Genomic DNA, 25,540 nt, shown 5'->3' on the forward strand with positions numbered 1-25,540 from the left:
TCGTCCTTCGTCGTCCTTCGTCGTCTTCGTCGTCTCGTCCTCTGCCTCTGCCTCTGCCTCTGCCTCTGCCTCCCTTAGCATCTCAGTAATTCTAGGAACCAACATGAACGGGAGAAATAAAAAAGACGCCCCGTAGGGCGCCTGGTATCGTAATGGCGTGGATAGCAAATTACAGGAACAGGCCAGCGATGGACGCAGAAAGAATGCTGACCAGCGTAGAGCCATAGACCAGCTTCAGACCAAAACGGGAGACTACGTTACCCTGGTGTTCATTCAGGCCCTTGATGGCACCGGCAACGATACCGATAGAAGAGAAGTTGGCAAAGGAGACCAAGAATACTGACAGGATCCCCAGGGCGCGCGGAGAGAGCTCACCGGCGATCTTCTGCAGGTCAATCATGGCAACGAACTCATTGGAGACCAGCTTGGTTGCCATGATGCTACCGGCGTGCAGGGCCTCACTGCTCGGGATCCCCATGATCCAGGCGAATGGGTAGAACACGTAGCCGAGGATACCCTGGAAGCTAATGCCAAAAAGCGTGTCAAACAGGGCGTTGACAGCCGCGATCAGGGCGATAAAACCAATCAGCATGGCAGAGACGATGATCGCGACCTTGAAGCCCGCCAGGATATATTCCCCCAGCATTTCGAAGAAGCTCTGCCCTTCATGGGTGTTTTTCAGCTGCAGATCCGTCTCCCCCTCAACGGAATAGGGGTTGATCAGGGACAGCACGATAAAGGTGCTGAACATGTTCAATACCAGCGCGGCTACCACATACTTGGGATCCAACATGGTCATATAGGCGCCGACGATGGACATCGATACGGTCGACATCGCCGTTGCTGCCATAGTGTACATGCGACGCTCTGACATTTTGCCCAGAACGTCTTTGTAGGCAATGAAGTTTTCAGACTGGCCGAGGATCAGCGAACTGACGGCGTTGAAGGATTCCAGCTTGCCCATGCCGTTGATCTTGGACAGAACGGTACCGATAGCGCGGATAACGATCGGCAGGACACGGATGTGTTGCAGGATACCGATTAGCGCAGAGATGAAGACGATCGGACACAGTACATTCAGGAAGAAGAAGGCCAGGCCTTTATCGGTCATGTTACCGAAGACAAAGTTGGTACCTTCTGCGGCGAACTTGAGCAGTATCTCGAAGAAGCCAGAGAAACCTTTGACGAACCCCAGACCGATGTCGGAGTTGAGGAAGAAGTAAGCCAGCAGAATTTCCACCACGAGCAACTGAATAATAAAGCGCACGCGGATGCTCTTGCGGTCATGGCTGACCAGCAGGGCGAGTACCGCCACCACCACAAGGGCCAGTAAAAAGTGCAGAACGGGGGACATACTTTGCTCCAAATTATGAGGCAGGCTAAATTTCTCAGCTAATTTTATGTAACACTGAAACTAAAAACGAGACATTGATTGCATTTATTTAAATTGTTTTCACGTGGTAAGTGAAAAAGTTAGAAAAGTAACAAAAATGCGCGAGGTCAACGGGATAGGAGGAGAGCGCTTAACGCTACACACAGCGCGGGATGGCAGCTGTGCGAATGTGATTAGCATATCAGAATTACGCAGTGATTGCCCTTTATTGTGAGATTATTTTCAAGCGTGCGATTGAATATGCCGATTGCAGAGATAGGTATTAACGCAAAAGTGCTGTTGATAATCATTATCACCTATCTATACTGAGAGATAATAGAAACAACGGCAGTAAGGGCATCTTATGTTGAACTCTCGGACCGTAGACGGCGTCACCCGCTCCCCGGCGCGCAGGATTAAGATCTCGCTGATGGGGCCTGCCTTTATTGCCGCCATTGGTTATATCGATCCGGGTAATTTTGCCACCAATATTCAGGCCGGTGCCTCATACGGCTACACCCTGCTGTGGGTGGTGGTGTGGGCCAACCTGATGGCGATGCTGATTCAGCTGCTGTCGGCCAAGCTGGGGATTGCGACCGGAAAAAATCTGGCAGAACATATCCGAGATCGCTTCCCGCGCCCGGCGGTATGGGCCTATTGGGTGCAGGCCGAGATCATCGCGATAGCCACGGATTTGGCGGAGTTTATCGGCGCCGCCATCGGCTTTAAGCTGCTGTTGGGCGTCAGTCTGCTGCAGGGGGCGGTGCTGACCGGAATCGCGACGTTCCTGATCCTGGGACTACAACGCCGCGGTCAAAAGCCGCTGGAACTGGTGATCGGTGCGCTGCTGCTGTTTGTCGCGGCCGCCTATATCGTGGAGCTGGTCTTCTCACGCCCGAGTGTGGCCGGGCTGGCTCAGGGTATGCTGTTGCCGGAGCTGCCGACGCAGGATGCGGTGGTGCTGGCCGCTGGTGTCCTGGGGGCGACGATTATGCCGCATGTTATCTATCTGCATTCGTCGCTGACCCAAAACGGCAGTAAAGGCAGCCGGGCGGAACGCTATGCCTCGACCAAACTGGACGTGGCGATAGCCATGACCATTGCCGGCTTTGTTAACTTGGCCATGATGGCGACAGCAGCGGCGGCCTTCCACTTTAACGGGCACAGTGGGATCAGCGAGCTGGATCAGGCGTACCTGACGCTGAAGCCGCTGCTCGGTGAGGCCGCCGCCACGATCTTTGGCCTGAGCCTGGTCGCGGCAGGTCTCTCCTCGACGGTGGTGGGGACGCTGGCGGGGCAGGTTGTCATGCAGGGGTTCGTTCATTTCCACATTCCGCTGTGGCTGCGCCGTGCAGTGACCATGCTGCCGTCGTTTATCGTGATCCTGGCCGGTCTGGATGCGACCCGTATTCTGGTGCTCAGCCAGGTTTTACTGAGCTTCGGGATCGCCCTGGCGCTGCTGCCGCTGCTGGCCTTTACCGGTAACCGTGCGCTGATGGGGGACATGGTCAATAGCCGCCTGGTACAGGCAGTGGGCAGGGTGATTGTCTTTCTGGTGGTCGGGCTTAACCTGTACCTGCTGTTCACCATGTTGGCCGGTTAATCATCGTCATCCTCATTGTGGTGGCGATGCCAGATCGGGCGGCGGCCCTGCTCGTCCCGATCGCCACGCCATTTCCTGTGGCGCAGCGCGTTCTCTGGCCAGTCATCCAGCGGCGCCAGCGCTTTTTCAGACCAATCATCCAGCGGCTCAAGGGCGTTTTCTGACCAGTCGTCCAGCGGCTCCAACGCTTCCTCCAGCGGATTATCGATGGACAGTTTGACCCCCGGCAGCAGGTGCAGATCCGTATCGGCCTGCAGGGGAGCGCTGAGCAGCCACAGCGTCGCCAGCAATAGATAACCATTTTTTGCCATCTCTCTCTCCAGATACATCGGGCAGCAACGGGATATCACCCAGTGTAGCGGTTTTGTCCCCCCTCCGGTGGGGGGGCGAGGCTGCCGGTGCCTTTTTGAGAGTTATCCGTATGCCGGATTCGTGTCTAAAGATGCCCACCACACCGTACCGTCTGTGTTAGGCTGAACAGCGTAGGTGCCGTTGGTGTCCGGCGAGGCTGTAACCCGACGTGCGCGGTGCAGGTGGCAGGTACCCGTTGCGCCGGAAGGGGGATGAGGCGCAGGGATGAGTCTCCCGCTGTCGGATGATGGCATACTGTTCGATGACATGCATAGGCTCTCCGTCGGTATGGCGGGGCTGTAGAGGTGATCCCGCTAAGACGCGGCAGAGAGAAAGGGGGAGTGACGGAAAATGAGCCGTTTTGCGTTGGTTGGTGATGTGGGTGGGACCAATGCCCGCCTGGCGCTGTGTTGCCTCGATACGGGCTCTCTCGAGGCGGTGCAGAGCTACCCGGGACAGCAGTTTGATAGCCTGGAGTCGGTCATCCGGACCTACCTGCAGGCGCAGGCGGTATCGGTGACGTCGGCCTGCATCGCCATCGCCTGTCCGATCACCGGCGATCGCGTGGCGATGACCAATCACAGCTGGGCGTTTTCCATCAGCGCGATGCAGCGCTCTCTGGGGCTGGCGCATCTGTCGGTGATCAACGACTTTACCGCGGTCTCTATGGCGGTGCCGGTTCTCCCTGCGGAGAGTCTGCTGCAGTTGGGCGGTCAGACGGTGCAGCCAGATCGGCCTATCGCCATCTACGGCGCCGGTACCGGGCTGGGCGTCGCTCACCTGATCCGGGCCGGGGAGCGCTGGATCAGCCTGCCGGGAGAGGGAGGTCACGTGGACTTCGCGACCGGCAGTGATGAAGAGGACGCACTGCTGGCGGCGCTGCGCACTGATCTGGGGCGGGTCTCTGCCGAGCGGGTGCTCTCAGGGCCTGGTCTGGTCAATTTGTATCGTGCCGTCGCCCGGGTTGCGGGACGGACGCCTCAGCCCCTGACGCCACAGGAGGTCAGCGAGCGGGCGCTGGCTGACCACTGCCCGGACTGTCGGCGGGCGCTGTCACTGTTCTGTGTGATGATGGGGCGCTTTGGCGGCAATCTGGCGCTGAATATGGGCACCTTTGGTGGGGTGTATATCGCCGGTGGGATCGTGCCGCGTTTTCTGGCTTTTTTCCGCGACTCCGGCTTTCGTCAGGCGTTTGAGGACAAGGGGCGCTTTAAGGCGTACCTTGCGCCGATCCCGGTCTTTCTGATCGTGCATGATAACCCCGGCCTGCTTGGTGCCGGAGCCTACCTGCGTCAGCACTTAGGCGCCCGCCTCTAGGGTGCCATCGCCGCATCCCGCTGCGGGGTGCGGCACCAGGGACGGGCGCGGCTGGTGAGCGCCACAGCTCAGCTCGGCTCATCCCACTCTGCGGTGGCGTTCTCTCCTTCCTCGCTGTCCAGCGGCGGCTGATTCTGAAAGTCATCGTCGTCCCACTGATAGAGGGTGCTCTCCTCCTGCCACTCCTCGGTGATTTCGCCGTCGTCATAGTCGCCATCGAAAATCGCCTGCGCCGCGGCGCCAAAAAACAGCGCGATGCCGTCACCATCCTCCTGAGTATCCTCATGAAACTCGGCCATCCATAGGGTATCGCCATCCTGCAGGATATATTTTTGCAGGTTAAGCTGACTGACCTGCGGGGTGTCGTCGCCATGTTCGTCCAAAAACGTCTCACGCGCGGCGTCAATGGCTTCATCCAGCGTCAGATACATATCCATGGTGTGCTCCTTCCGGTCGGGTAGGGGAGGGCCATCGGGCAGGTACCCGCTACGGCGACGACCCTGATAATGTTTTATTGTTGACCTAATTCGCAGGGCTGCAAGGCGCGTGGCAAAAAATTTACTCGGGATGGGCAGACTAAGCTATGGGAGGACAATGACATATGCCGCATTGGCTGCTATGGTCAGACGGGAGCGGTACGGCGGCAGGCCGTGCACATCGCATTTTTTAGTGAATAACGCTGCCTCCGGCCATCGGCGGGGCGCGCTGCTTGGGATAAGGTTAACGCTGATGCAAACCATGAAAGTGATTTTTCACGTCTCTGAGGCTGCCAACTGTCTGCACGCATTTAATAACGCCCGTAACCTGATGGCCATTCGCGATGGTCAGCCGACGGAAATTCATATTTTGTTCAACGGATCGGCCATCAGTACGCTGCTGGCGGACTGTGAGGAGTCGCCGCATTGGGAGACGCTGCAGATGCGGGGGATCGCACTGTTTGGCTGTGAGAATAGCATGCGGGCAAACGGGATCTTAGTCGATCAGCTATTGATGGGCGTCCATACGGTGCCGGCGGGAATGCTGTCGCTGGTGGAGCATCAGCAGCAGGGTTTTCTGTATATTAAACCCTAAGCACGATCCGCAAGCGGAGCCTTCCCCCTGTGCTAAATGAGAAAGTCTTTCATACTGTCTCAAATTAGCGACAATCCAATTTGTTCCTCTGTCGCAAATTAACGACAATTCAGGCGAGTGTCTGAAAAATATTTCATGGATAAAAAAACAGTTTATGGAAACTTATTATGCTGCACTCTATTTAGGTGTGCATTTTTAAATCTACAGTGCGAATAGTTTAGCCGCTAAATGGTTAAAGTTGGGCAGAAATATTAGCAATGGAATTGTTTTAATTTATTGTTTTTTATGTGAAATTATCATAAATTTTATGCGTTCGGCAGGATGTGTCTGATCGCTGGTCCAGCGAGTATTATCCGCTTGTTGTCTGTAGGGTAACTAATCCATTACTATAGCCGCAGCAAGTAACTTAATTACCGTGTTTTTAGGTTTGGTTGAGCACCATCAGGGGGGTATGTGCTTACACGTTTAATCTCCATCCGGCCGACATCGCGTTCTGTTTCCGGACTGGCTGTATCAATGTTAATGATGTTTGCCAGCGCGCAGGCGTGGGCATTTTCATTGGATGATGTTGCCGCACAGGCACAGAAGCTGGCGGAGCAGTCTTATAAGGCACCCAAAAGCAATCTGCCGTCCGAGTTTCGCAATATGAAGTTTGCTGACTATCAGCAGATTCAGTTCAACAACGACAAATTGTACTGGACAGGGCAGAAGAATCCGTTCCGTCTGGCCTTTTACCACCAGGGGATGTACTTCGACACGCCGGTGAAGATCAATGAGGTGACGGCGACGTCGGTGAAGGAGATCAAGTACAGCCCGGATTACTTCAACTTTGGCTCCGTTAAGCATGATAAGGATGCGGTGAAGAATCTGGGGTTTGCCGGATTTAAGGTGCTGTACCCGATCAATAAGGCGGGTAAAGACGACGAGATCATGAGCATGCTCGGTGCCAGCTACTTCCGGGTGATCGGTAAAGGGCAGGTTTATGGCCTCTCTGCCCGCGGCCTGGCGATAGATACCGCGCTGCCCTCTGGCGAGGAGTTCCCGCGTTTCCGCGAGTTCTGGATCGAGCGTCCGAAGCCGCAGGATAAGCACCTGGTGATTTTTGCCCTGTTGGACTCACCGCGTGCGACCGGTGCCTATCGCTTTATCCTGCGCCCGGGTACGGATAGCGTGGTGGATGTGCAGGCCCGCGTCTTCCTGCGCGATAAGGTGGGGGTGCTGGGCATCGCTCCACTGACCAGCATGTACCTGTTCGGTGCCAATCAGCCGTCGCCGACGGTGAACTACCGCCCGCAGTTGCACGACTCCGAGGGGCTGTCTATCGCCTCCGGTAACGGTGAGTGGATCTGGCGTCCGCTGAATAACCCGAAACACCTCGCCGTCAGCACCTTCAGCGTCGACGACCTGAAAGGCTTCGGCCTGCTGCAGCGTACCCGCGACTTCAACGCCTATCAGGATCTGGATGACCGCTACGATCTGCGTCCAGGCGCCTGGATTGAGCCGCGCGGCAACTGGGGGAAAGGCAAGGTTGAGCTGGTTGAGATCCCGACTGCTGATGAAACCAATGACAATATCGTTGCCTTCTGGATCCCGGATAGCCTGCCGCCGATCGGGAAACCGCTGGACGTGGCCTACCGCCTGATCTTTACCCGCGACGAAGCCAGGCTGCATCGTCCCGATCTGGCCTGGGTGAAAAGCACCCTGCGCTCCGCCGGTGACGTGAAGCAGTCCAACCTGATCCGCGAAGCGGACGGCAGCACCGCGCTGCTGGTGGACTTTGTCGGTCCGGTGCTGAAAGGGCTGGAGCCGAATGCGCCGGTAACAACGCAGGTGACCACCGACGACAATACCAAGCTGCTGGAGAACAGTCTGCACTATAATCCCGTGACCAAGGGATGGCGTCTGACGCTGCGCTTCAAGGTTAACGATCCGAAGAAGCCGGTGGAAATGCGCGCTTATCTGATCAAGGACGGTAAGCCGCTGAGTGAAACCTGGAGCTATCAGTTACCCGCCAATGAATAAATCTCAGGAAAATGCCAACGCCTATCTACAGGCGTTGGCGTCGGGCGCGGAGCAACGGAGCGCACTCGATCAACACCTTTCCCATCTGCCGCACTCCGTGGAGGATGTTCATCTGTCGCTCGCCGGTGCGAACGACGGTGTAGATGAGGATGCCGACGTTGCGCTGCGCTCCGTGGCCGCACGCCTCGATTTGGGCTGGCGCGATGGGGAACATCAGCGGGCGGCGCTGGTGCAGGATCAGGCAGGTCATACTGCTATCAAGGCCATGCCGACGATCCGCCGTACCTCCATGTTCCCGGAAATCTGGCGTACCAACCCGTTCGTCCGTCTGTGGGAGCGGCTACTGGGGCGTACGCCGCCACCAAAGCATACGTTTCAGAGCCATCAGGAGGCTGAGGCCGATAAGCGCTGGCGCCGGATGGGCTCTCTGCGTCGCTGGGCGCTGTTGCTGCTGACCTTTGGACAGACGGCGGTTGCCACCTGGTATATGAAGACCATCCTGCCCTATCAGGGGTGGGGGTTGGTCGACCCTATGTCAATTTTCCACGGTAAACCGCTGATGCAGTACACGCTGGAGCTGCTGCCCTATACGCTGCAGTCCGGTATCCTGATCCTGTTTGCCATTCTGTTCTGCTGGGTTTCCGCTGGCTTCTGGACGGCGCTGATGGGCTTTTTGCAGCTGCTGATCGGGCGGGATAAATACAGTATCTCCGCCAGTACCGTCGGCGATGAGCCGATCGATCCGGCGCATCGGACCGCGCTGATCATGCCCATCTGCAACGAAGACGTCTCACGGGTGTTCGCCGGGCTGCGGGCCACCTATGAATCCGTGGCGGCAACCGGCCAACTGGCGCACTTTGATGTCTTTATTCTTAGCGATAGCAGCGATCCGGATATTTGCGTTGCCGAGCAGAAGGCCTGGATGGAGCTGTGCCAGGAGGTCGACGGCGCAGGGCATATCTTCTATCGCCGCCGCCGCCGCCGCGTGAAGCGCAAGTCCGGCAACATCGACGACTTTTGTCGTCGCTGGGGTGGGAACTACAGCTACATGGTGATCCTGGACGCCGACAGCGTGATGAGCGGCGAGTGCCTGACCGGGCTGGTGCGCCTGATGGAGGCCAATCCGACTGCCGGTATTATTCAGACCGCACCGAAGGCCACCGGCATGGATACGCTGTATGCGCGTATTCAGCAGTTTGCTACCCGTGTGTATGGCCCGCTGTTTACCGCTGGCCTGCACTTCTGGCAGCTGGGGGAGTCCCACTACTGGGGGCACAACGCGATTATCCGTGTGAAGCCGTTTATTGAACACTGCGCTCTGGCGCCGCTGCCCGGCAACGGGACATTTGCCGGCTCGATCCTCTCCCATGACTTTGTCGAGGCCGCGCTGATGCGCCGCGCCGGCTGGGGAGTCTGGATAGCCTACGATCTGCCGGGATCCTATGAGGAGCTGCCGCCCAACCTGCTGGATGAGCTGAAGCGCGACCGCCGCTGGTGTCAGGGCAACCTGATGAACTTCAGGCTGTTTTTCGTCAAGGGCATGCATCCCGTGCACCGGGCGGTGTTCCTGACCGGGGTGATGTCTTACCTGTCGGCACCGCTGTGGTTCCTGTTCCTGATGCTGTCAACCGCGCTGCAGGTGGTGCATACGCTGATGGAGCCGCAGTATTTCCTACAGCCGCGTCAGCTGTTCCCCGTCTGGCCGCAGTGGCGTCCAGAGCTGGCGATCGCGCTGTTCTCGACAACCCTGGTGCTGCTGTTCTTGCCCAAGCTGCTGAGCGTGGTGCTGATCTGGGCCAAGGGATCGCGTCAGTTCGGCGGGCCGTTGCGTCTGCTGGCCTCAATGCTGCTGGAGATGCTGTTCTCGGTGCTGCTGGCGCCGGTGCGGATGATCTTCCACACCGTCTTTGTGGTCAGCGCGTTCCTTGGCTGGTCGATCACCTGGCAGTCGCCGCAGCGTGACGACGATGCCACGCCTTGGAGCGAGGCTTTCCGCCGCCATGGATCGCAGATGCTGTTGGGGCTGGTCTGGGCCGGGGGAATGGCGGTGCTGGATCTGCGCTTCCTGTGGTGGCTGTCGCCCATCGTGGTGTCGCTGATCCTGTCACCATTTGTCTCGGTGATCACCAGCCGTCGTACCCTCGGGCTGCAGTGCAAGCGCGCCAAGTTGTTCCTGATCCCTGAGGAGTATCAGCCGCCGGTTGAGATGGCCGCCACCGAGCGCTATGTGGCGCTGAATCATCAGCGTCTGCTTGACGATGGCTTTATGCACGCCCTGCTGGATCCGCTGTATAACGCGCTGGCTTGCGGTATGGCCACGGCGCGTCACCGTAATCATCCGCTGATTGCCCGCGACCGGGACGCACGGGTGACTCAGGCGCTGGCCGAGTCGCCGCGGAGCCTGGGCAAGACGGAGCGTCTGGCGCTGCTGAGTGACCCGGTGGTAATGGCGCGTCTGCATCAGGCGCTGTGGGCCGATCCGGAACGCTACAGTCAGTGGCATACAGCCTACCGTCAGCTGGCGCCGGCTTACCGTATGCCGGCCTGAGTATGAAACAGCGTTAAGCCCCGTATAGGCGTGTTCCCATCCCCTGCGGGCGGTCTGCTGGCAGGGGTTTTTTCATGGTTCCCTATGCTGAGCAGCGTCTCAGAAAATACTGCGATACTTAATCTGGCGATCTCTCCGATGGTAGCGTGATGGGCGAGAGCCGGGAGATACCGGCGGCCTTGTCCCGCGGGGGAAAATCGGCTTGGCCGTGAGCGTTGGATGGGGCCCAGCGTATACTGAACACATGCTGAGTGGACGCCGGACGCTGTCGGACGGTCTTGAATGGCAGATCGTGGTACAGGGTAACGTGGCGGGAGCGGGCGATCTATACGGCAGAGGGGACTACCGCCGCCGGAGTGCGATGGATAAATCTTTGCTATTCGGATGCTACCATCAATAACAGCGGCTGGTCGTTGGTCGCCCCAGTCCCATGCAAACCACAGCATTGACCTGCGGTAGCGGCATTTTTGGGACTCGGGGCTTAGCGCGCCATACAGCAGCGCGTATGATGGCCGACGAACTTAATGGGCCAGAATATACTCCGCCGCGGCGCGTGCATGGATCGCCGTGGTGTCGAAGACCGGTACCCCGGCGTCTTGTGGGCCGACCAATAGGCCGATTTCGGTGCAGCCGAAAATAATTCCCTGCGCGCCCTGCTGCTCCAGACGGCTGATAATGCGCCGATACTCCCGGCGCGACGCATCGTGAATGCGCCCCAGGCACAGCTCCTCATAGATAATCCGGTGTATGCTGTCGCGATCCGCCGCCGCCGGTGTTACCACCTCAATGCCAAACTTATCCTGTAGTCGACCGCGATAAAAATCCTGCTCCATGGTAAAGCGCGTGCCCAGCAGCCCGACGCGGTGGATATGTTGCTGCTGCACCTGCCGCGCTGTTGCATCGGCGATATGGATCAGCGGCAGGCCGCAGGCCTGTTCTACCTGCTCAGCCACCTTGTGCATGGTGTTGGTGCAGATCGCTATCGCCTCGGCACCTGCCGCGCGCAGTGATGCCGCTGCCTGTGCCAGAATCAGCCCGGCGCCTTGCCAATCGCCGCGATGCTGCAGCTGCTCGATTGCATGGAAATTGACGCTGTACAGAACGATTTTCGCCGAGTGCAAGCCGCCCATCTGTGCTTTAACGTATTCGTTGATCAGCCGGTAATAAGGAATCGTGGATTCCCAGCTCATCCCGCCTAACAGTCCCAGTACTTTCATATGCCTCCATTTCTTAGGGGTATAAATTCCATATCATAATAATGACATTACCCGACCCACCGCGGATTAACAACGGGTTACCCTATCGCTGATGAGTCACGATATAGCGTATGAATTACAACGATACCCTCTTCGGACCGCCGCCGATCGGCCAGGCGTTCATGACGAAAACACTTGCCCCGGCTAACGCCGGACCCGGTCTCATCAACCTGCATATCAGCCATGCTGTCGGTACATCAGCGTGGCGTTCAGGCGCAGGCTTCTACGCCTTGCCCCGCAGCGGCGGGCTGATTTGTCCGCATTCGTCGAAGGCGATCCGCATAGTGCGCTGCAGTGGCCCATCGGACTGGATGATCTCCTGCTACACGTCGCGTACGGCGCCGGACAGGAAGAATAATGCGGACCCGCGCCTGCGCGTGTGCGGTCTGAGATGCTGGCCAAGCGCTGCGGGGAAAGCAGCAGAAGGCTACGGCATAACAGGGCGGAGCAGTGGTGCAGGGGGACTCGGGGGGCGACCCGACGGCAAGCGTGAATGAATGGGAGGAGCGTAACACCGGCCGGGAACAAGTGTTACGCACGGCGTCGGAGGCGCGTCAGCTGACGCTCTGGCTCCCGCAGATCTCACACGCCGGGCTGGCGGTCAGCGCCATACTGCGCCACTGTGACGCCATGGCGTCGTACAGCATCAGGCGCCCGCGCGGGATCTCCCCAAAGTGACACAGCAGCTTGATGCACTCCATGGCCTGGGTCGCACCGATGATCCCGACCAGAGGCGACATCACGCCCGCCTCAACGCAGGTGAGGGCGTTAGCGCCGAACAGACGGCTCAGGCAGCGATAACAGGGCTCGCCCGGCTGATAGGTGAAAATGCAGACCTGTCCCTCCATGCGGATGGCGGCCCCGGAGATCAGCGGGACCGCCGCGCTGCGGCACAGGCGGTTTAGGCTTTCGCGGCTCTCCACGCTATCGGTGCAGTCCAGCACGGCGTCGGCCTGCGCTATCTGCTGCGCCAGTGCTACATCGTCAAGGCGCCGGGCGATGGCGGTCAGGCGTATATGGGGATTAATGGCGGCCAGTGCCTCCTGGGCAGAGGCCACCTTATCCATCCCGATGCGCGCGTCCGTATGTAGGATTTGCCGCTGCAGGTTGGACAGAGAGACGGTGTCAAAGTCGAGCAGCGTCAGGTGGCCGACGCCGGCCGCCGCCAAGTATTGGGCGGCGGCGCAGCCCAGCCCGCCGAGGCCGACGATCAGCACCCGGCTGCCCTTGAGACGCTCCTGGCCGTCAAAGTCAAAGCCGCGCAGTACGATTTGACGGTTATAGCGCAGGGTTTCCGCATCGCTCAGCGGAGGCAACGGTACACGATCGCCCATCTCAGCTCCTCAGCAGCGGGTTGAACAGCTCCACATCCACCGTCTCACCGGCGGAGACGGCGCCGCGCTCACGCTCCAGCACGATAAAGGCATTCGCCGCAGCGAAGGAGCTGAAGACGTGGGAACCCTGATGACCGGTGCTGCGCACCTCCAGATCTCCCTGCGCATTGCTGCTGACAATGCCGCGCTGAAAATCGAGGCGCCCCGGCGCCTTTTTCAGCGGACTCAGGGTGCGGGCTTTCAGACGCTGCGGTGCCTGCCAGTGGCTGTGGCCGGAAAGGTGCGCCAGCAGTGGCTGCACCAGCTGATAGAAGGTGACGGCAGCGGAGACCGGATTGCCCGGCAGACCGCAGAACAGCGCGTGGCGCAGCTGGCCAAAGGCAAAGGGTTTTCCCGGTTTCATCGCCAGCTTCCAGAAGCTGATGGTGCCGACCTCATCAAGGATCTGTTTAGTAAAGTCGGCCTCGCCAACGGAGACACCGCCGCTGCTGATCACCAGGTCGGCCTGTGCATCGGCGCGGCGGAAAGCGTCGCGCAGCGCCTGCGGATCGTCGCGGACGATGCCCAGATCGAGGATGTCACAGCCCATCTGTTTGAGCATCAGGGTGACGGCAAAGCGGTTGGTATCGTAGATTTGCCCCGCTGCCAGCGTGCTGCCGACCGGCTGCAGCTCATCGCCGGTGGAAAGCAGCGCGACGCGCAGGCGGCGCATGACCCGGACACGAGTGATGCCCAGCGAGGCCAGCAGCGGCAGCTCGGCGCAGCCCAGGCGCACGCCGGCATCCAGCACCACGGCACCGCGGCGGATATCTTCGCCCACCAGGCGAATGTTTTGCCCCGGCTGCGCGGGATGGCTAAAGCTGACCCCCTGCTCCCCAGCCTGGGCCTGCTCCTGCATGATCACCGCTTCCGCCCCCTCCGGCACGGCGGCGCCGGTCATGATGCGTATCGCGCTGTGCGCTGGCCAGGTGCCTTGAAACGGCGTACCGGCAAATGCCTTGCCGGCGATGGGCAGCGGCTGGGCGCTGCCCAGATCGGCCAGACGTACGGCATAGCCATCCATGGCAGCGTTGGCAAAGGGCGGTACATCCAGCGGTGAGACAATGGGCTGTGCGCTGATGCGCCCGGCAGCGTCGGTCAGGGAGACCTCTTCATCATCGGCGATTGGCTGAGTGTCGTTCAGCAGCCGATCCAGTGCCTGTTGCAGGGAAAGCAGATCCGGGGGGGTACAACAATCCATCGTAATCTCCGATGTGATCACCCGCCGGTGGCGGGATGATAAGTAAACGATGGCGTCCATTATGGCAGATTATCGCTCCGGGGAGAATCTGACCCGGCTGTGCGGGCGGCTTGCGCTGCGAGGCGGATTTCTGCGATAGGCAATAACGAATTTACCGCGCGCGATCGAGGGCGAAAGCGGCGCCCGGGGCGGGTGAGCCCATGCGCCCGCGTCGGGAGGGGATGTGCGGATCGCATGCCTGACTGTCGGCAGTAGGGATTGCGCTGGATTAAGGCTACGGACTTCATTACAGTGGGAGACAACGCATTGCCGTGATCTGTATCATGTTAAGCCGTGTTTCGCTGCGCGGTGTCATATCGGTGCAGAGCCAGAATGAGATCATCGGTGTGGGGAGGCTGGCGCGGGGCCGGGGTTCAGGGGCAGAGATAAGAGGTATCGGGAGATAAGTGATGTCATCGCTAAGTAAAGAAGCTGCACTGGTGCACGAGGCGCTGCTGGCGCGCGGGTTGGAAACTCCACTGCGCGGCGAGCCGCTGGCGCGCGATACGCGCAAGGCGCAGATTGAGGCGCACATGACCGAGGTCATGAGGCTGTTGAATCTGGATCTGTCGGATGACAGCCTTGTAGAGACACCGTCGCGGATCGCCAAAATGTACGTGGACGAAATTTTTTCCGGCCTGGATTACGCCAACTTTCCTAAAATCACCATTATTGAAAATAAGATGGATGTCGATGAGATGGTGACGGTGCGCGATATTACGCTGACCAGCACCTGCGAACACCATTTCGTCACCATCGATGGCAAGGCGACGGTCGCCTACATCCCGAAAGAGAGGGTGATTGGGCTGTCCAAGATCAACCGGATTGTCCGCTTTTTTGCCCAGCGCCCACAGGTACAGGAGCGGTTGACCCAGCAAATCCTGGTGGCGCTGCAGACGCTGCTGGGGACCAAGAACGTCGCCGTCTCCATCGATGCGGTGCACTACTGCGTCAAAGCCCGCGGCGTACGCGATGCGACCAGCGCGACCACCACCACCTCGCTGGGCGGGCTGTTTAAAACCAGTCAAAATACCCGCCAGGAGTTTCTGCGCGCGGTGCGTCACCACGTTTAGCCCGGGCTCAGAAGCATGAAGACACCGGCGCGATACCGGCGTCCTCATCTGCAAACGACGGGGAATACCACCATGGCCGGGGTGCCTGTGGCGGCGGAGCGGGGACGGACGCCCCGGATCGCAGCGCTGGATGCCCTGCGCGGCATCGCGCTGCTGGGGATCCTGCTGATGAATATCATCGGGTTTGCCCTGCCCAAGGCGGCGTACCTGAACCCTGCCTATCAGGGGATCCCCCCGGTCTGGGATCAGGGGGCATGGCTGCTGCTCAGTCTGGCGGTGCAGGGTAAGTTTCTGGCCATGTTTGCGCTGCTGTTCGGCGCCGGTCTGCAGCTGCAGCTGCCGCGTGGGGGACGCTGGATCCAGGCGCGCCTGGGATGGCTGATGCTGTTTGGGCTATTGCATACCCTGCTGCTGTGGGATGGCGATATTCTTCTGGCGTATGGCCTTATCGGCCTGATGTGCTGGCGGACGATCCGCGACGCCGATTCTAGCCGCGGCCTGCTGTACCGCGGAGTGGGGATGTATGCCGTTGGCGTGGGGATACTGCTGCTGTTGGCCGTGATGAGCCAGGCAGAGCCGCATGGCTTTTGGCAGGCCGACTATGCCGAGATCCAGTATGAGACCTATTGGAAGCTGCGCGGGGGCGTTGAGGCCTGGCGTAACCGCGGCGAGCTGTTGATCAGCAATCTGCTGGCGCTGGCGCTGCAGTATGGTTGGCAGCTGTGCGGGGTGATGCTGCTGGGCGCGGGACTGATGCGCTGCGGCTGGTTGCGCGGCCGCTTTTCCTCTGCCCACTACCGGCGCTGCGGAGTCGGGCTGCTGCTGGGTGGGCTGGCGATCCAGGCGTTGGGCAGCGGTCTGCAGTGGTATCTGCGCTGGGATTTTCGCTGGTGCGGCTACCTGCTACAGCTGCCCGGTGAGCTGGCAGCGCCGCTGATGATGCTGGGGTATGTGGCGCTGATCTATGCCGCCTGGCCGCGCCTGTCGGGCTGGTGGCTGACCGCCGCCCTGCAGCGGGTTGGCCGTATGGCCCTGAGCAACTATTTGCTGCAGACGCTAATTTGTACTACGTTATTTTATCGACTGGGGCTGTTCAACCACGCCGGGCGCGCCATGCTACTGCTGTGGGTGCTGCCGGTATGGGGTTGCTGCCTGCTGTTTGCGACGCTCTGGCTGCGCGTCTTCCGTCAGGGGCCAGTAGAGTGGCTGTGGCGCCGTTTGACCGGACTGTTTCTGCACAGCTGATCTTACTGGGGATCCCGATGTCATGCCCAGCACATTCTAAAAATCGTCATTGTCAATTTCGCTATTGCGCTTGACCTCCTCCCGCACTGCCATTAAAAATAGCGGGTTTCTGGTTTTATTTTCTCTGCATGATTTAGATCTTATCCCAGCAGGCTATTTGATTTGCCATTGTGGCCCTGGGCTGTGCTCACCATTCTCACCTACTGCGTGTACACTCCGGTTGTTGTGCGTTGTCCGTGTCCAAACTGGTTGCAACAATATATTCCTACTGGGATAGGCTGTTATTCTGCGGGTTTTATTATTTTATATTTGTGTTCGGCGCTAATTTCCTCATCCGCAGCGTGATTTGCCCTGAGGTTGATTTTATTTGTGTGATTTTGTCATTGTAATAATTTAATTTTTATTAATAAATTTATCTCCTGCGTTTTGTATCACCGTTCTGGTGTTAGATTGTTTAATCTATAAAATATGCCACTTGGAAAGCGCGACGTACGCGTTTATTCGCGTTGCGTCACGGTATAGGCTTTATGATCAGCCGGGTTGGTGCTGATGCGGCGTTAAAATGACGGAAGGTGCTGGGTAATAACCTGCCGGGAGCACGGTCCTACGCGGAGAATCTGTCCCGCCCGGAATGCTCCCCGATTCACGCCATCATACCCCGCGCCGGGCTGAACAGCTCCAGTACCTATTTTTGGGTAAACCTGATGCCGCTGACGCTGATGCAAAACGGTGTGGCCGCGCAGGCATCATCCTCTCTGAACGTTATCAGGTACGGCTGCAGGCGATGATCGTTGAGATCACCGGGCAACAATTTACTGGATGAAAACGCCGAGCTGGAGACGGTGCGCACCTTACGTACCTACTGTTTTAAGATCGCCATCGATGACTTCGGTACCGGACTCTCCAACTATCAGCGTCTGAAATACCTTAACGCGGATGTGGTGAAGATCGACGGCATGTTTGTCAAAGATATCGTCAGCAGCTCACTGGACCACCTGATCATCAAGTCTATCTACGACATCGCCCGCGAGCGGCGGTTGCAGGTGGTTGTCGAGTACGTTGAATCGTGTGAGTCAATGGAGGTCCTGTGCAGTTTTGGAGGGCGGTATCTGCAGGGGTTTTTACTGGGCGAGCCGCGTCCACTGACGCAGGCACTGCAGCGCGCCCGATTTGTGTCGGCTAGGGGGCCGCCGGGTGATGGGCCTGCTGCTCCAGCGCCTGCAGCTGTTCAGGCAGTACCGCCGGGTAACTCTGGGCATCGGCCGCGACCTTATGCACCGCAGGGATCGGGATCGGCGGGCCGAGAAAACGCGGCTGGCGCTGAAGTAGGTAGAGATCGGAGAGGGCGCCAAGGCGGGCGCCAATTTCGCGCAGGCGCACCAGCAGCATATCTTTGGGAGAGGGTACCGCCAGACACTGAGCCTGAATGCCGAGATGCATGGCGATAAACAGCGCCCGCTCGCAGTGGAAACGCTGGGTGATAATGGTGAAGTCATCGGTATCAAAGACCCGGCGGGTACGCACGACCGAGTCCAGGGTGCGGAAGCCGGCATAGTCCAGCACGATATCGCCGTTCGGTACCCCTGCGGCGATCAGATCACGGCGCATGGTCACCGGCTCATTGTAGCTTTGCAGGGCATTGTCGCCGCTCAGTAGCAGATAGCTGACCTTATTGCTGTTATAGGCATTCAGCGCGCCCTGGATACGGTAGCGGTAATACTGATTGATAACACCGGGGGCTACATATTTAGCGGTTCCCAGCACCACCCCGACCTCGCGGCGCGGCAGGTCCTGCACGTCTTCGTAGATATAGGGGGCCGTGACCCAGCTTATCCAGCGGTCAAGCGCCAGCGCCGCCAGCCCCGATAGGATGCCAACGCCGATCAGGCCATATATGAGTCGCTTCCACCACATGGCGTACTTCCCGTTATTTTCTCTCTCCCGAGGCTACTTTACCCGCCGGTGCGGCGCAAGTCATAAGGCACGCGTGCAGGGCGGATGGCGGTTATTTACGCGGGAAAGAGAGCCGGGCCGCAGAGGCCCGGGCATGAGACGGCCAGCGCCCCGTTATGGGGCACCGCCGAGGGTGGCGATCAGAACGAGGTCCGCTTATAGCTACGGTATATCGGCAGCCAGAAGTTATGCTCAATGGCCTGTAGCAGCGCCTCGTCCGAGGTCTGCACTGCTACGCCCTGGCGTTGGGCTGCCTTGGCAACCTGAAAGGCGATGTCGCGTGAAACCTGCTGGATATCCTTCAGATCCGGTAACAGGGATCCGTGGCCGTCGCGTGCCAGCGGCGAGCTGTCGGCCAGCGCCCGGCTGGCGGCCATCAGCATGCCGTCGGTTACCCGCCGCGCACCGCTGGCCAGGACGCCCAGGCCGATACCGGGGAAGATATAGGCGTTGTTACACTGGGCTATCGGGTAGCGCTCTCCCTGATAGAGCACCGGTTCGAAGGGACTGCCGCTGGCGACCAACGCCGCGCCATCGGTCCAGTTGATGATATCCTCCGGACGGGCTTCCACCCGGGAGGTGGGGTTGGAGAGCGGCATGATGATGGGGCGGGGGCAGTGGCTGTGCATTTCGCGCACGATCGCTTCGCTGAACAGCCCCGGCTGGCCCGATACGCCGATCAACACCGTGGGGTGGGCATTGCGTACCACATCGAGCAGGGAGATCCCTTCACTCTCCGTTTGCCATCCGGCCAGCGCTGGCCGTTTCTGTACCAGACGACTTTGGAAGTCGAGCAGGTTGGGCAGGCGATCGGTTAGCAGTCCGAAGCGATCGACCATGAAGATGCGCGTCCGCGCCTCTTCATCGCTCAGCCCCTCGGCGATCATCTGGGCGATGATCTGTTCCGCGATACCACATCCGGCAGATCCGGCGCCAAGGAAGGTAATGGTCTGATCGCGCAGACGGCTGCCGGCGGCGTGACTGGCGGCGATCAGGCTGCCCAGGGTGACAGCCGCGGTGCCCTGAATGTCGTCGTTAAAACAGCATAACCGATCGCGATAGCGGCTCAGCAGCGGCATGGCGTTTTTCTGGGCAAAGTCCTCAAACTGCAGCAGAACATCCGGCCAGCGACGTTTGACCGCCTGAATGAACTCCTCGACGAACGCATTATATTCATCGCCGGTGATGCGCGGATGGCGCCAGCCCATGTACAGTGGATCGTTGAGGCGTTGTGGATTATTGGTACCGACGTCCAACACAACGGGAAGGGTATAGGCCGGGCTGATGCCGCCACAGGCGGTGTACAGTGACAGTTTACCGATAGGGATCCCCATACCGCCGATGCCCTGATCGCCAAGGCCAAGGATACGTTCGCCATCGGTGACCACGATCACCTTTACATTCTGTTTAGTGGCATTTTGCAGCATGTCATCGATGCGATCGCGGTTGGGATAGGCGATAAACAGCCCGCGGGCGCGCCGGTAGATATAGGAAAAGTGCTCACAGGCTTCGCCGACCGTCGGAGTATAGATGATGGGCATCATCTCGCTAAGGTGGCTGCGCAGCAGGCGGTAAAACAGGGTCTCGTTGGTATCCTGAATATTACGCAGGTAGATATGTTGCTCGGTGGCGCTATGAAAATCACAAAACTGGCGATAGGCGCGCTCAACCTGCTCTTCAATGGTTTCGATGGCCTCAGGGAGCAGGCCGTTCAGATTAAAGGTGTTACGCTCTTCTTCGCTGAAGGCGCTGCCTTTGTTGAGCAGTGGAAATTCCAGCAGGATGGGACCGGCATAGGGAATATACAGCGGACGTTTACTTTCGTGTTCCAGATCCATAAGTACGCTCTTATGTTAACGGGATAAAATAACACGCTGAAGATCCTAAAAGAGAGTTCGCCATTGTTCAATGTTTGTTATCAAAAACATTCATTTAATATATGTTTTGTAACAATGATTTTAGGGGGCGGGAGTGTTGGGGTAACGCGCCAAGGCTCCCGGGGGAACCCTGGCGTCAGGGTTACAGCGGATGGTGCTGCAGATCGTTGCAGCCGAGCGCCTGTAGGGTGGCGCGCGTCGCCGCATACTGTGACAGGGGCGCCTGACGGGATTCCACCAGCGCGGCCCGGCGAATAGCGTTGACGTTGTCGCCGGACATATTCAGCAGGATCAGGGCGGCCTGCAGCGGTGGCAGGCTGGGATTAAAGGCAGCATTTTCCGCATAGCGGCCGGCATAGACGGCTCGGGGGGTTTCGACAGCAACGCCGCTGTAGGCCTGGCTATATGGCGCATGGCTGGCGTTGGCGGCGTCCAGCGCCGCCTGCTGCAGGGGATCGCTGGCTGCATTGTCCAGCATCAGCCCGTGATGGGTAGGGTCCAGCAGCAGGGTTTTTATCTGCAGATCGCGTGGGCCAAAGGCGTCGGGCAGATAGTCGCCCAGGGTGGCGGTGTGGCGGCCCGGTAGATGGATTGGCAGCGAGGTACCGCTGTTCAGTTCATTCATAAACTGGCGGCAGTGGCCGCAGGGCGTGCAGTTAACGGTAATTGACGCCAGTGCCGTTTCGCCCCGTAGCCAGGCGTGGGTGATCGCGCACTGCTCAGCATGGATGGTCTGCTGCAGCGGGGTGCCGGAAAACTCCATATTGGCGCCGAAGTAAAGGTTACCGCTGGCACCGTGGACGATAGCACCGACCTGAAAATGAGAGATAGGCGTCAGGGCATAGGCGGCAGCCAGCGGCAACAGGGCAAAACTCAGGGCCTGGCGATCCAGGTGGCAGGCATGACCAATGGCATCCACCTGGGCTGCGGTGATCACGGCGTTGAAGGTGTCAGACGCCATTACTGGCGTAAGCGCCGCTTGGAGTTCGGCAGGCAGCTGGCTGAATGCAGCGGCAAAGCGTGCGTGCATGGGAAAGCCTCTTGTGAGTTACGGGAGGCTATTGTAAGGAAGCGAATAGGTGATATTTGTGATAATAATCACTTTTTAGATGCAATAATTGTAATAAATATCTCGAATGAGGGAAAAATTTCAACGTTTTTAACGTAAAAAAGGTTTGTCGATAGCGGAGAGCGCATACCGGCACCCCCCGCTGTGACAATGTTATCAGAAGATATGCAGCAGTATCGGGAACAGAAACGGCGCCAGCAGGGAGGTAATGATCCCGCAGATAACCAGCGCCAGAGAGCTAAAGGCACCCTCCTGGTAGTCGACCTCTGCGCAACGGGCGGTTCCCAGGGCGTGTGATGCCGTCCCCATAGCCAGACCCCGCGACGCCTTGGTACGGATGTTCAGGGCATTCAGCAGGGTGTGGCCAAATACGGCGCCCAGGATCCCGACAAAGATCACGCAGACGGCACTGATGGCCGGGATCCCGTGGATGGACTGAGCGACAGCCATCGCGATCGGTGTGGTCACCGATTTCGGCATTACCGAGGCGGCGATCTCCGGCGTCGCACCGAGCCACAGGGCGATGGCGGTGCCGGTGATCATCGCGGTGGCGCTGCCGATAAAGCAGATGGTGATAATGGACTTCCAGCGGGCGCGGATCTGGTGCAGCTGTTCATACAGTGGGAAGGCCAGCGCTACGACCGCCGGCTGTAGCAGGCTGTTGAGCGCCGAGCTGCCGGCAAAATAGTTTTTATAGGGAATATGCAGCAGCAGCAGCAGCGGAATGATCACTGCCATAGAGACCAGCAGCGGGTTGAGCAGCGGCATATTCAGGCGTTGGGCGAGACGACGGGCGCCAAAGAAGACCACCAGCGTCAGCGGCAGTGACCACCAGATATTCAGCATGACGGTCATCATTGTTTACTCTCCTGCGGATGGCTCAGGGGCTGCTCGCCGCTGCCGGGCCGTTCGCGATGAACCAGGTGTGAGCAGTAGGCTACCACCACCATAATGATCAGGGTGCTGACCACGCAGGAGACCACAATGGGGCCAAACTGGCGGCACAGTACGTCGTAATACTGCATGACACCCACGCCGATCGGCACGAACAGCAGCGCCATATAACGAATAAACAGACTGCACCCCGGTTTGACCCAGGTGGCCGGCATGATCTGCGAAGCCAGCAGGGCAAACAGGATCAGCATACCGATGATGCTGCCCGGGATCTTGATTGGTAACAGGGTGGCGAGCGCATTACCGGCAAACAGGCACAGGTAAATCAGCACGAAGGCACGTGCGTATTGCCAGCAAAGAGAAAGTGGATTTGACATCATAGTGTACCCAAAAACGAAAACATAATCATCATACAATTAATTGGTAAAATGTGCTACTGATCACATCATGAATTCGCTCTATGACAGCTATGCCCATTTGGTGGGGTATTGGTGCTGCCGTAGAGACGGAGCGTGCCGGGTAGCCCGGCGCGGAAGGAAAGCGTGAGCGAATTAGGTTTTCTCTGTGCTGTGCAGAGGAGGCGTATAGGCCTCTGTCGCCGCGCTGGCCCGGTTTACCGCGCAGGGCGGTGCGGGTTGCGAAACAGTTCATAGATACACAGCGCCAGTCCCAGCCAGATCAGTGAGAAGCTGATCATTTTGGGCAGGTTGATCGGTTCACCGAAGGCCAGCACCGCCAGTAGAAATTGCAGCGAGGGTTCGACATACTGCGCCAGGCCCACCACCGTCAGAGAGGTGCGCTTGATGGCGGCGGCAAACAGCAGCAGCGGTGCATAGGTCACTGGCGCAGTCAGAATATACAGCGAATATTCCGCCAGACTGAGGTTGCCCAGATGGCTGTCGCCGCCGATCTGTAGCCAGAGAGTGATCCCCAGCGCCAGCGGCAGCATCCAGAGAGTCTCCAGCGTCATGGAGGTCATAATATCGTAACGGATATACTTACGCACCAGGCCGTAGAAGGCAAAGGTGATACCCATTACCAGTGCCAACACCGGCACGCGCCCCAGCAGGATTATCTGGTAAGTCAGGCCGATGATGGCCAGCAGCACCGCAATGCGCTGAAAGCGGGTTAGCCGATCGTGCAGAAAGATGACACCCAGCGAGATGGCGAACAGCGGATTGGTGAAGTAGCCCAGGCTGGCGTCCAGCACCAGGTTGTGAGTCAGGGCATAGATGAAGGTGGTCCAGGAGATGCTCATGATGGCGCCGCCCAGCAGGCAGCAGTACAGCGAGCGTTTATCCTGCCAGGCCTCACGCCAGGAGGTGCGGTGCCTGAACAGCAGACGCAGCGCCAGCAGCAGGGGCACCGACCAGAACAGACGCTGGGCCAGCAGTTCGAAGGCATTGGCATCGTTAAGCAGCTTATAGAATAGCGGCGTGATCCCCCACAGAATAAACGACAGTACCGCCAGCAGCGGTCCATTGCGCAGCCACATAGTTCAGCCTTGATTGTCTGCTCCGTCGCGGAGCCTGGTTATCGGCCACTCTGCCGTGGGCAGAGTGGAAATAGAGAGAAGGATGGTGCAATAAACGTCATCAATCTGACGACGGTTGCATCCTTCCGGCGCAGATTATTATCCTACTAATTCACGGGCATAATCAAACAGCGCCTGCAGCAGCGTCAGCCGCTGAGGCTGATCCTCATAGCGGTTGTACAGCATTTCCAGCGTCTGTAGATAATCCTGTACGTGCTGCGGTGTCAGCATGCTCTGGCGATGCTGCTGCCAGCGGCGCATCTCGCTCTCATCCAGCGTCGCCGGGTAGTTACGGGCGCGGTAGCGAAACAGCAGCGGCGTGATGCGCCGATCGTTGAAACGCAGATCCAGCGCCGGCAGGTTCTGCGGCAGGGTGGCGCGAATAATTTGCATCGCCTGGCGATCGGCATCGCTGAAGAAGCCGTCGTACAGCTGGCTGTCCACGTCGTCCGATGGCGGAAAGGGCGGCGCATCGGCAAACAGGGATACCACCTTGTCACGGATCTCGCTGTGCTGCTGTAGCAGGGCCAGATTATCCCGGCAGCGCTGGCGATCGAGCCCCAACCGGACGGCGTTGTCCGCGAGCAGGGTTTTTTCCGGTGCCAGCACCGGACATTTATTGATGTGGACCAGCTTGATGGGCACCGGGGCGGCGTCGCCCAGCTCGTTGCGCGGCGTGTAGAGCCGTTCGCGCAGGGCGTCGGCATCCAGGGTCAGCAGCGGGGTGATATCGCTGTCCAGATCGCAGACGATCACGGCGTTTTTGTTTTCGGGATGCCAGGCCAACGGTGCGATCAGGCTGGTATTACCGCGCAGGGCGCCAAACATGCCGGAGACATGCACCAGGGGCGTCATTGCGGCGATGTCGATAAGCTGAGCTACCCGGTTTTTGTTGCGCAGCTGGAACAGATAGTCGAACAGCCGTGGCTGAGCCTGTTTGACCCGCTGGGCCAGCGCGATGGTGGCGTAGACATCGGCCATGGCGTCGTGGGCGTTGCTGTGCTCAATGCCGTTGGCCTGCGACAGGTGCTCCAGCTTGAAGCTGGGCAGCCCCTGCTCGTTTTCCGGCCAGACGATCCCCTCGGGGCGCAGGGCGTAGCAGGTGCGCACCACATCCAGCAGATCCCAGCGTGAGTTGCCGTTTTGCCAGCTGTAGGCGTAGGGGTCAAAGAAGTTGCGGTAGAACAGGTTGCGGCTCACCTCATCGTCGAAGCGGATGTTGTTATAGCCCAGTACGCAGGTACCCGGCACGCTGAACAGCCGGTGGATACGCCCGGCGAATTCGGCTTCACAGACCCCCTGGGCCAGCGCCGTCTGCGGGGTGATCCCGGTGATCATCACTGCATCGGGCTGGGGCAGATAATCATCGGCCGGACGGCAGTAAAACACCTGTGGCTCTTCGATGATATTGAAGTCGGCATCGGTGCGCACGCCGGCGAACTGTGCGGGACGATCCCGCGCCGGATGCTGACCGAAGGTTTCATAGTCGTGAAACAGGAAGGTGGGCGCAGCCTTGCTCAAAATAGGGCCTCTACAGCGAAAACGTGAATGAAAGTCAGCGGCGCTCCCTCTGGGTACAGATGCGATGCACAGTGACGTAACATGCCTTAGTGTAACCGTGCCGGGCGGGAAACCCAATATTCTATTATTTATTGCGATATCGGTATGACCTGTCCCAGAAGTGATGATAAGAGTGCTGGGTATTTTTTTATGCCGAGGATTTCCGTTACACTAAAGATTCA

The 25,540-nt window shown here is 58.8% G+C and carries 20 protein-coding genes and 1 pseudogene; 8 read left to right on the top strand and 13 right to left on the bottom strand.

All coding sequences use genetic code 11. From position 1 onward, the window contains the following. Positions 1-169: 169 nt before the first annotated feature. On the bottom strand, positions 170-1,354 hold the full coding sequence (locus EIEH_RS12570) for a NupC/NupG family nucleoside CNT transporter (protein ID WP_035609768.1): 1,185 nt from the start codon (positions 1,352-1,354) through the stop codon (positions 170-172). Between the two features lie 382 nt (positions 1,355-1,736). On the opposite strand from EIEH_RS12570, the gene EIEH_RS12575 reads away from it, so the two are divergent. Continuing rightward, a complete protein-coding gene (locus EIEH_RS12575; RefSeq protein WP_015870631.1) occupies positions 1,737-2,975 on the top strand; it encodes an Nramp family divalent metal transporter in 1,239 nt (412 codons plus the stop codon). Here the strand turns inward: EIEH_RS12575 and EIEH_RS12580 are convergent. After that, positions 2,972-3,286, bottom strand: a complete 315-nt coding sequence (locus EIEH_RS12580; protein WP_015870632.1) for a hypothetical protein — start codon at positions 3,284-3,286, stop codon at positions 2,972-2,974. The two genes, EIEH_RS12575 and EIEH_RS12580, sit on opposite strands and share 4 nt — an antisense overlap. A 391-nt stretch (positions 3,287-3,677) precedes the next feature. Between EIEH_RS12580 and glk the strand changes: the two genes are divergently transcribed. Next, complete coding sequence (gene glk / locus EIEH_RS12585; protein ID WP_015870633.1) at positions 3,678-4,643, top strand: glucokinase; 966 nt, start codon at positions 3,678-3,680, stop codon at positions 4,641-4,643. 68 nt (positions 4,644-4,711) lie between these two features. Here glk and EIEH_RS12590 read toward each other — a convergent pair whose 3' ends face one another. Next, a complete protein-coding gene (locus EIEH_RS12590; RefSeq protein WP_015870634.1) occupies positions 4,712-5,080 on the bottom strand; it encodes a MysB family protein in 369 nt (122 codons plus the stop codon). Positions 5,081-5,372: 292 nt separating this feature from the next. Here EIEH_RS12590 and EIEH_RS12595 point away from each other — a divergent pair, with 292 nt between their 5' ends. The 3 genes from EIEH_RS12595 (at position 5,373) to mdoH (ending at position 10,284) form a co-directional block, all read left to right on the top strand. Beyond that, the gene (locus EIEH_RS12595) at positions 5,373-5,714 is read left to right on the top strand and encodes a DsrE family protein (RefSeq protein WP_015870635.1); all 342 of its coding nucleotides are present in this window, start codon (positions 5,373-5,375) and stop codon (positions 5,712-5,714) included. A gap of 525 nt (positions 5,715-6,239) precedes the next feature. Beyond that, positions 6,240-7,736, top strand: a complete 1,497-nt coding sequence (locus EIEH_RS12600) for a glucan biosynthesis protein G (protein ID WP_226092419.1) — start codon at positions 6,240-6,242, stop codon at positions 7,734-7,736. Beyond that, a complete protein-coding gene (gene mdoH, locus EIEH_RS12605; protein WP_015870637.1) occupies positions 7,729-10,284 on the top strand; it encodes a glucans biosynthesis glucosyltransferase MdoH in 2,556 nt (851 codons plus the stop codon). Before EIEH_RS12600 ends, mdoH begins: the two co-directional genes overlap by 8 nt. Before the next feature lie 521 nt (positions 10,285-10,805). On the opposite strand, the gene EIEH_RS12610 is transcribed toward mdoH, so the two are convergent. The 3 genes from EIEH_RS12610 to moeA form a co-directional block, all read right to left on the bottom strand. Continuing rightward, positions 10,806-11,501: an aspartate/glutamate racemase family protein gene (locus EIEH_RS12610; protein ID WP_015870638.1), complete on the bottom strand. Its 696-nt coding sequence runs from the start codon at positions 11,499-11,501 to the stop codon at positions 10,806-10,808. A gap of 593 nt (positions 11,502-12,094) precedes the next feature. After that, positions 12,095-12,874 (bottom strand): molybdopterin-synthase adenylyltransferase MoeB, encoded by a 780-nt coding sequence (moeB, locus tag EIEH_RS12615; protein ID WP_035609775.1) that lies wholly within the window; start codon positions 12,872-12,874, stop codon positions 12,095-12,097. A 1-nt stretch (position 12,875) separates the two neighbouring features. Then, positions 12,876-14,114, bottom strand: coding sequence for a molybdopterin molybdotransferase MoeA (gene moeA, locus EIEH_RS12620; protein WP_015870640.1), 1,239 nt, complete (start codon positions 14,112-14,114; stop codon positions 12,876-12,878). A 449-nt stretch (positions 14,115-14,563) separates the two neighbouring features. On the opposite strand from moeA, the gene folE reads away from it, so the two are divergent. From folE to EIEH_RS19750, 3 genes and pseudogenes are all read left to right on the top strand, one after another. Next, complete coding sequence (gene folE, locus EIEH_RS12625; protein ID WP_015870641.1) at positions 14,564-15,226, top strand: GTP cyclohydrolase I FolE; 663 nt, start codon at positions 14,564-14,566, stop codon at positions 15,224-15,226. Positions 15,227-15,298: 72 nt separating this feature from the next. Next, complete coding sequence (gene yeiB, locus EIEH_RS12630; RefSeq protein ID WP_015870642.1) at positions 15,299-16,471, top strand: DUF418 domain-containing protein YeiB; 1,173 nt, start codon at positions 15,299-15,301, stop codon at positions 16,469-16,471. Between the two features lie 791 nt (positions 16,472-17,262). Beyond that, positions 17,263-17,595, top strand: a pseudogene (locus EIEH_RS19750) (EAL domain-containing protein); the annotation flags it as partial. A gap of 55 nt (positions 17,596-17,650) precedes the next feature. Here the strand turns inward: EIEH_RS19750 and sanA are convergent. The 7 genes from sanA to sbcB form a co-directional block, all read right to left on the bottom strand. Then, a complete protein-coding gene (gene sanA / locus EIEH_RS12640) occupies positions 17,651-18,385 on the bottom strand; it encodes an outer membrane permeability protein SanA (RefSeq protein WP_015870644.1) in 735 nt (244 codons plus the stop codon). A gap of 179 nt (positions 18,386-18,564) precedes the next feature. Beyond that, entirely contained in the window at positions 18,565-20,262 is a 1,698-nt protein-coding gene (locus tag EIEH_RS12645; protein ID WP_035609780.1) for an NAD-dependent malic enzyme, read from the bottom strand. 181 nt (positions 20,263-20,443) lie between these two features. After that, the gene (gene cdd, locus EIEH_RS12650; protein ID WP_035609784.1) at positions 20,444-21,331 is read right to left on the bottom strand and encodes a cytidine deaminase; all 888 of its coding nucleotides are present in this window, start codon (positions 21,329-21,331) and stop codon (positions 20,444-20,446) included. Positions 21,332-21,526: 195 nt separating this feature from the next. Next, complete coding sequence (locus EIEH_RS12655) at positions 21,527-22,216, bottom strand: CidB/LrgB family autolysis modulator (protein WP_035609799.1); 690 nt, start codon at positions 22,214-22,216, stop codon at positions 21,527-21,529. A gap of 8 nt (positions 22,217-22,224) precedes the next feature. Next, positions 22,225-22,641, bottom strand: coding sequence for a CidA/LrgA family protein (locus tag EIEH_RS12660; protein ID WP_015870648.1), 417 nt, complete (start codon positions 22,639-22,641; stop codon positions 22,225-22,227). Positions 22,642-22,877: 236 nt separating this feature from the next. Beyond that, positions 22,878-23,759 (bottom strand): EamA family transporter RarD, encoded by an 882-nt coding sequence (rarD, locus tag EIEH_RS12665; RefSeq protein ID WP_015870649.1) that lies wholly within the window; start codon positions 23,757-23,759, stop codon positions 22,878-22,880. Positions 23,760-23,897: 138 nt separating this feature from the next. Then, positions 23,898-25,322, bottom strand: a complete 1,425-nt coding sequence (gene sbcB / locus EIEH_RS12670) for an exodeoxyribonuclease I (RefSeq protein ID WP_172468380.1) — start codon at positions 25,320-25,322, stop codon at positions 23,898-23,900. Positions 25,323-25,540: the final 218 nt, after the last annotated feature.

The organism is Edwardsiella ictaluri ATCC 33202 (assembly GCF_000264785.1).
Taxonomy (GTDB): domain Bacteria; phylum Pseudomonadota; class Gammaproteobacteria; order Enterobacterales; family Enterobacteriaceae; genus Edwardsiella; species Edwardsiella ictaluri.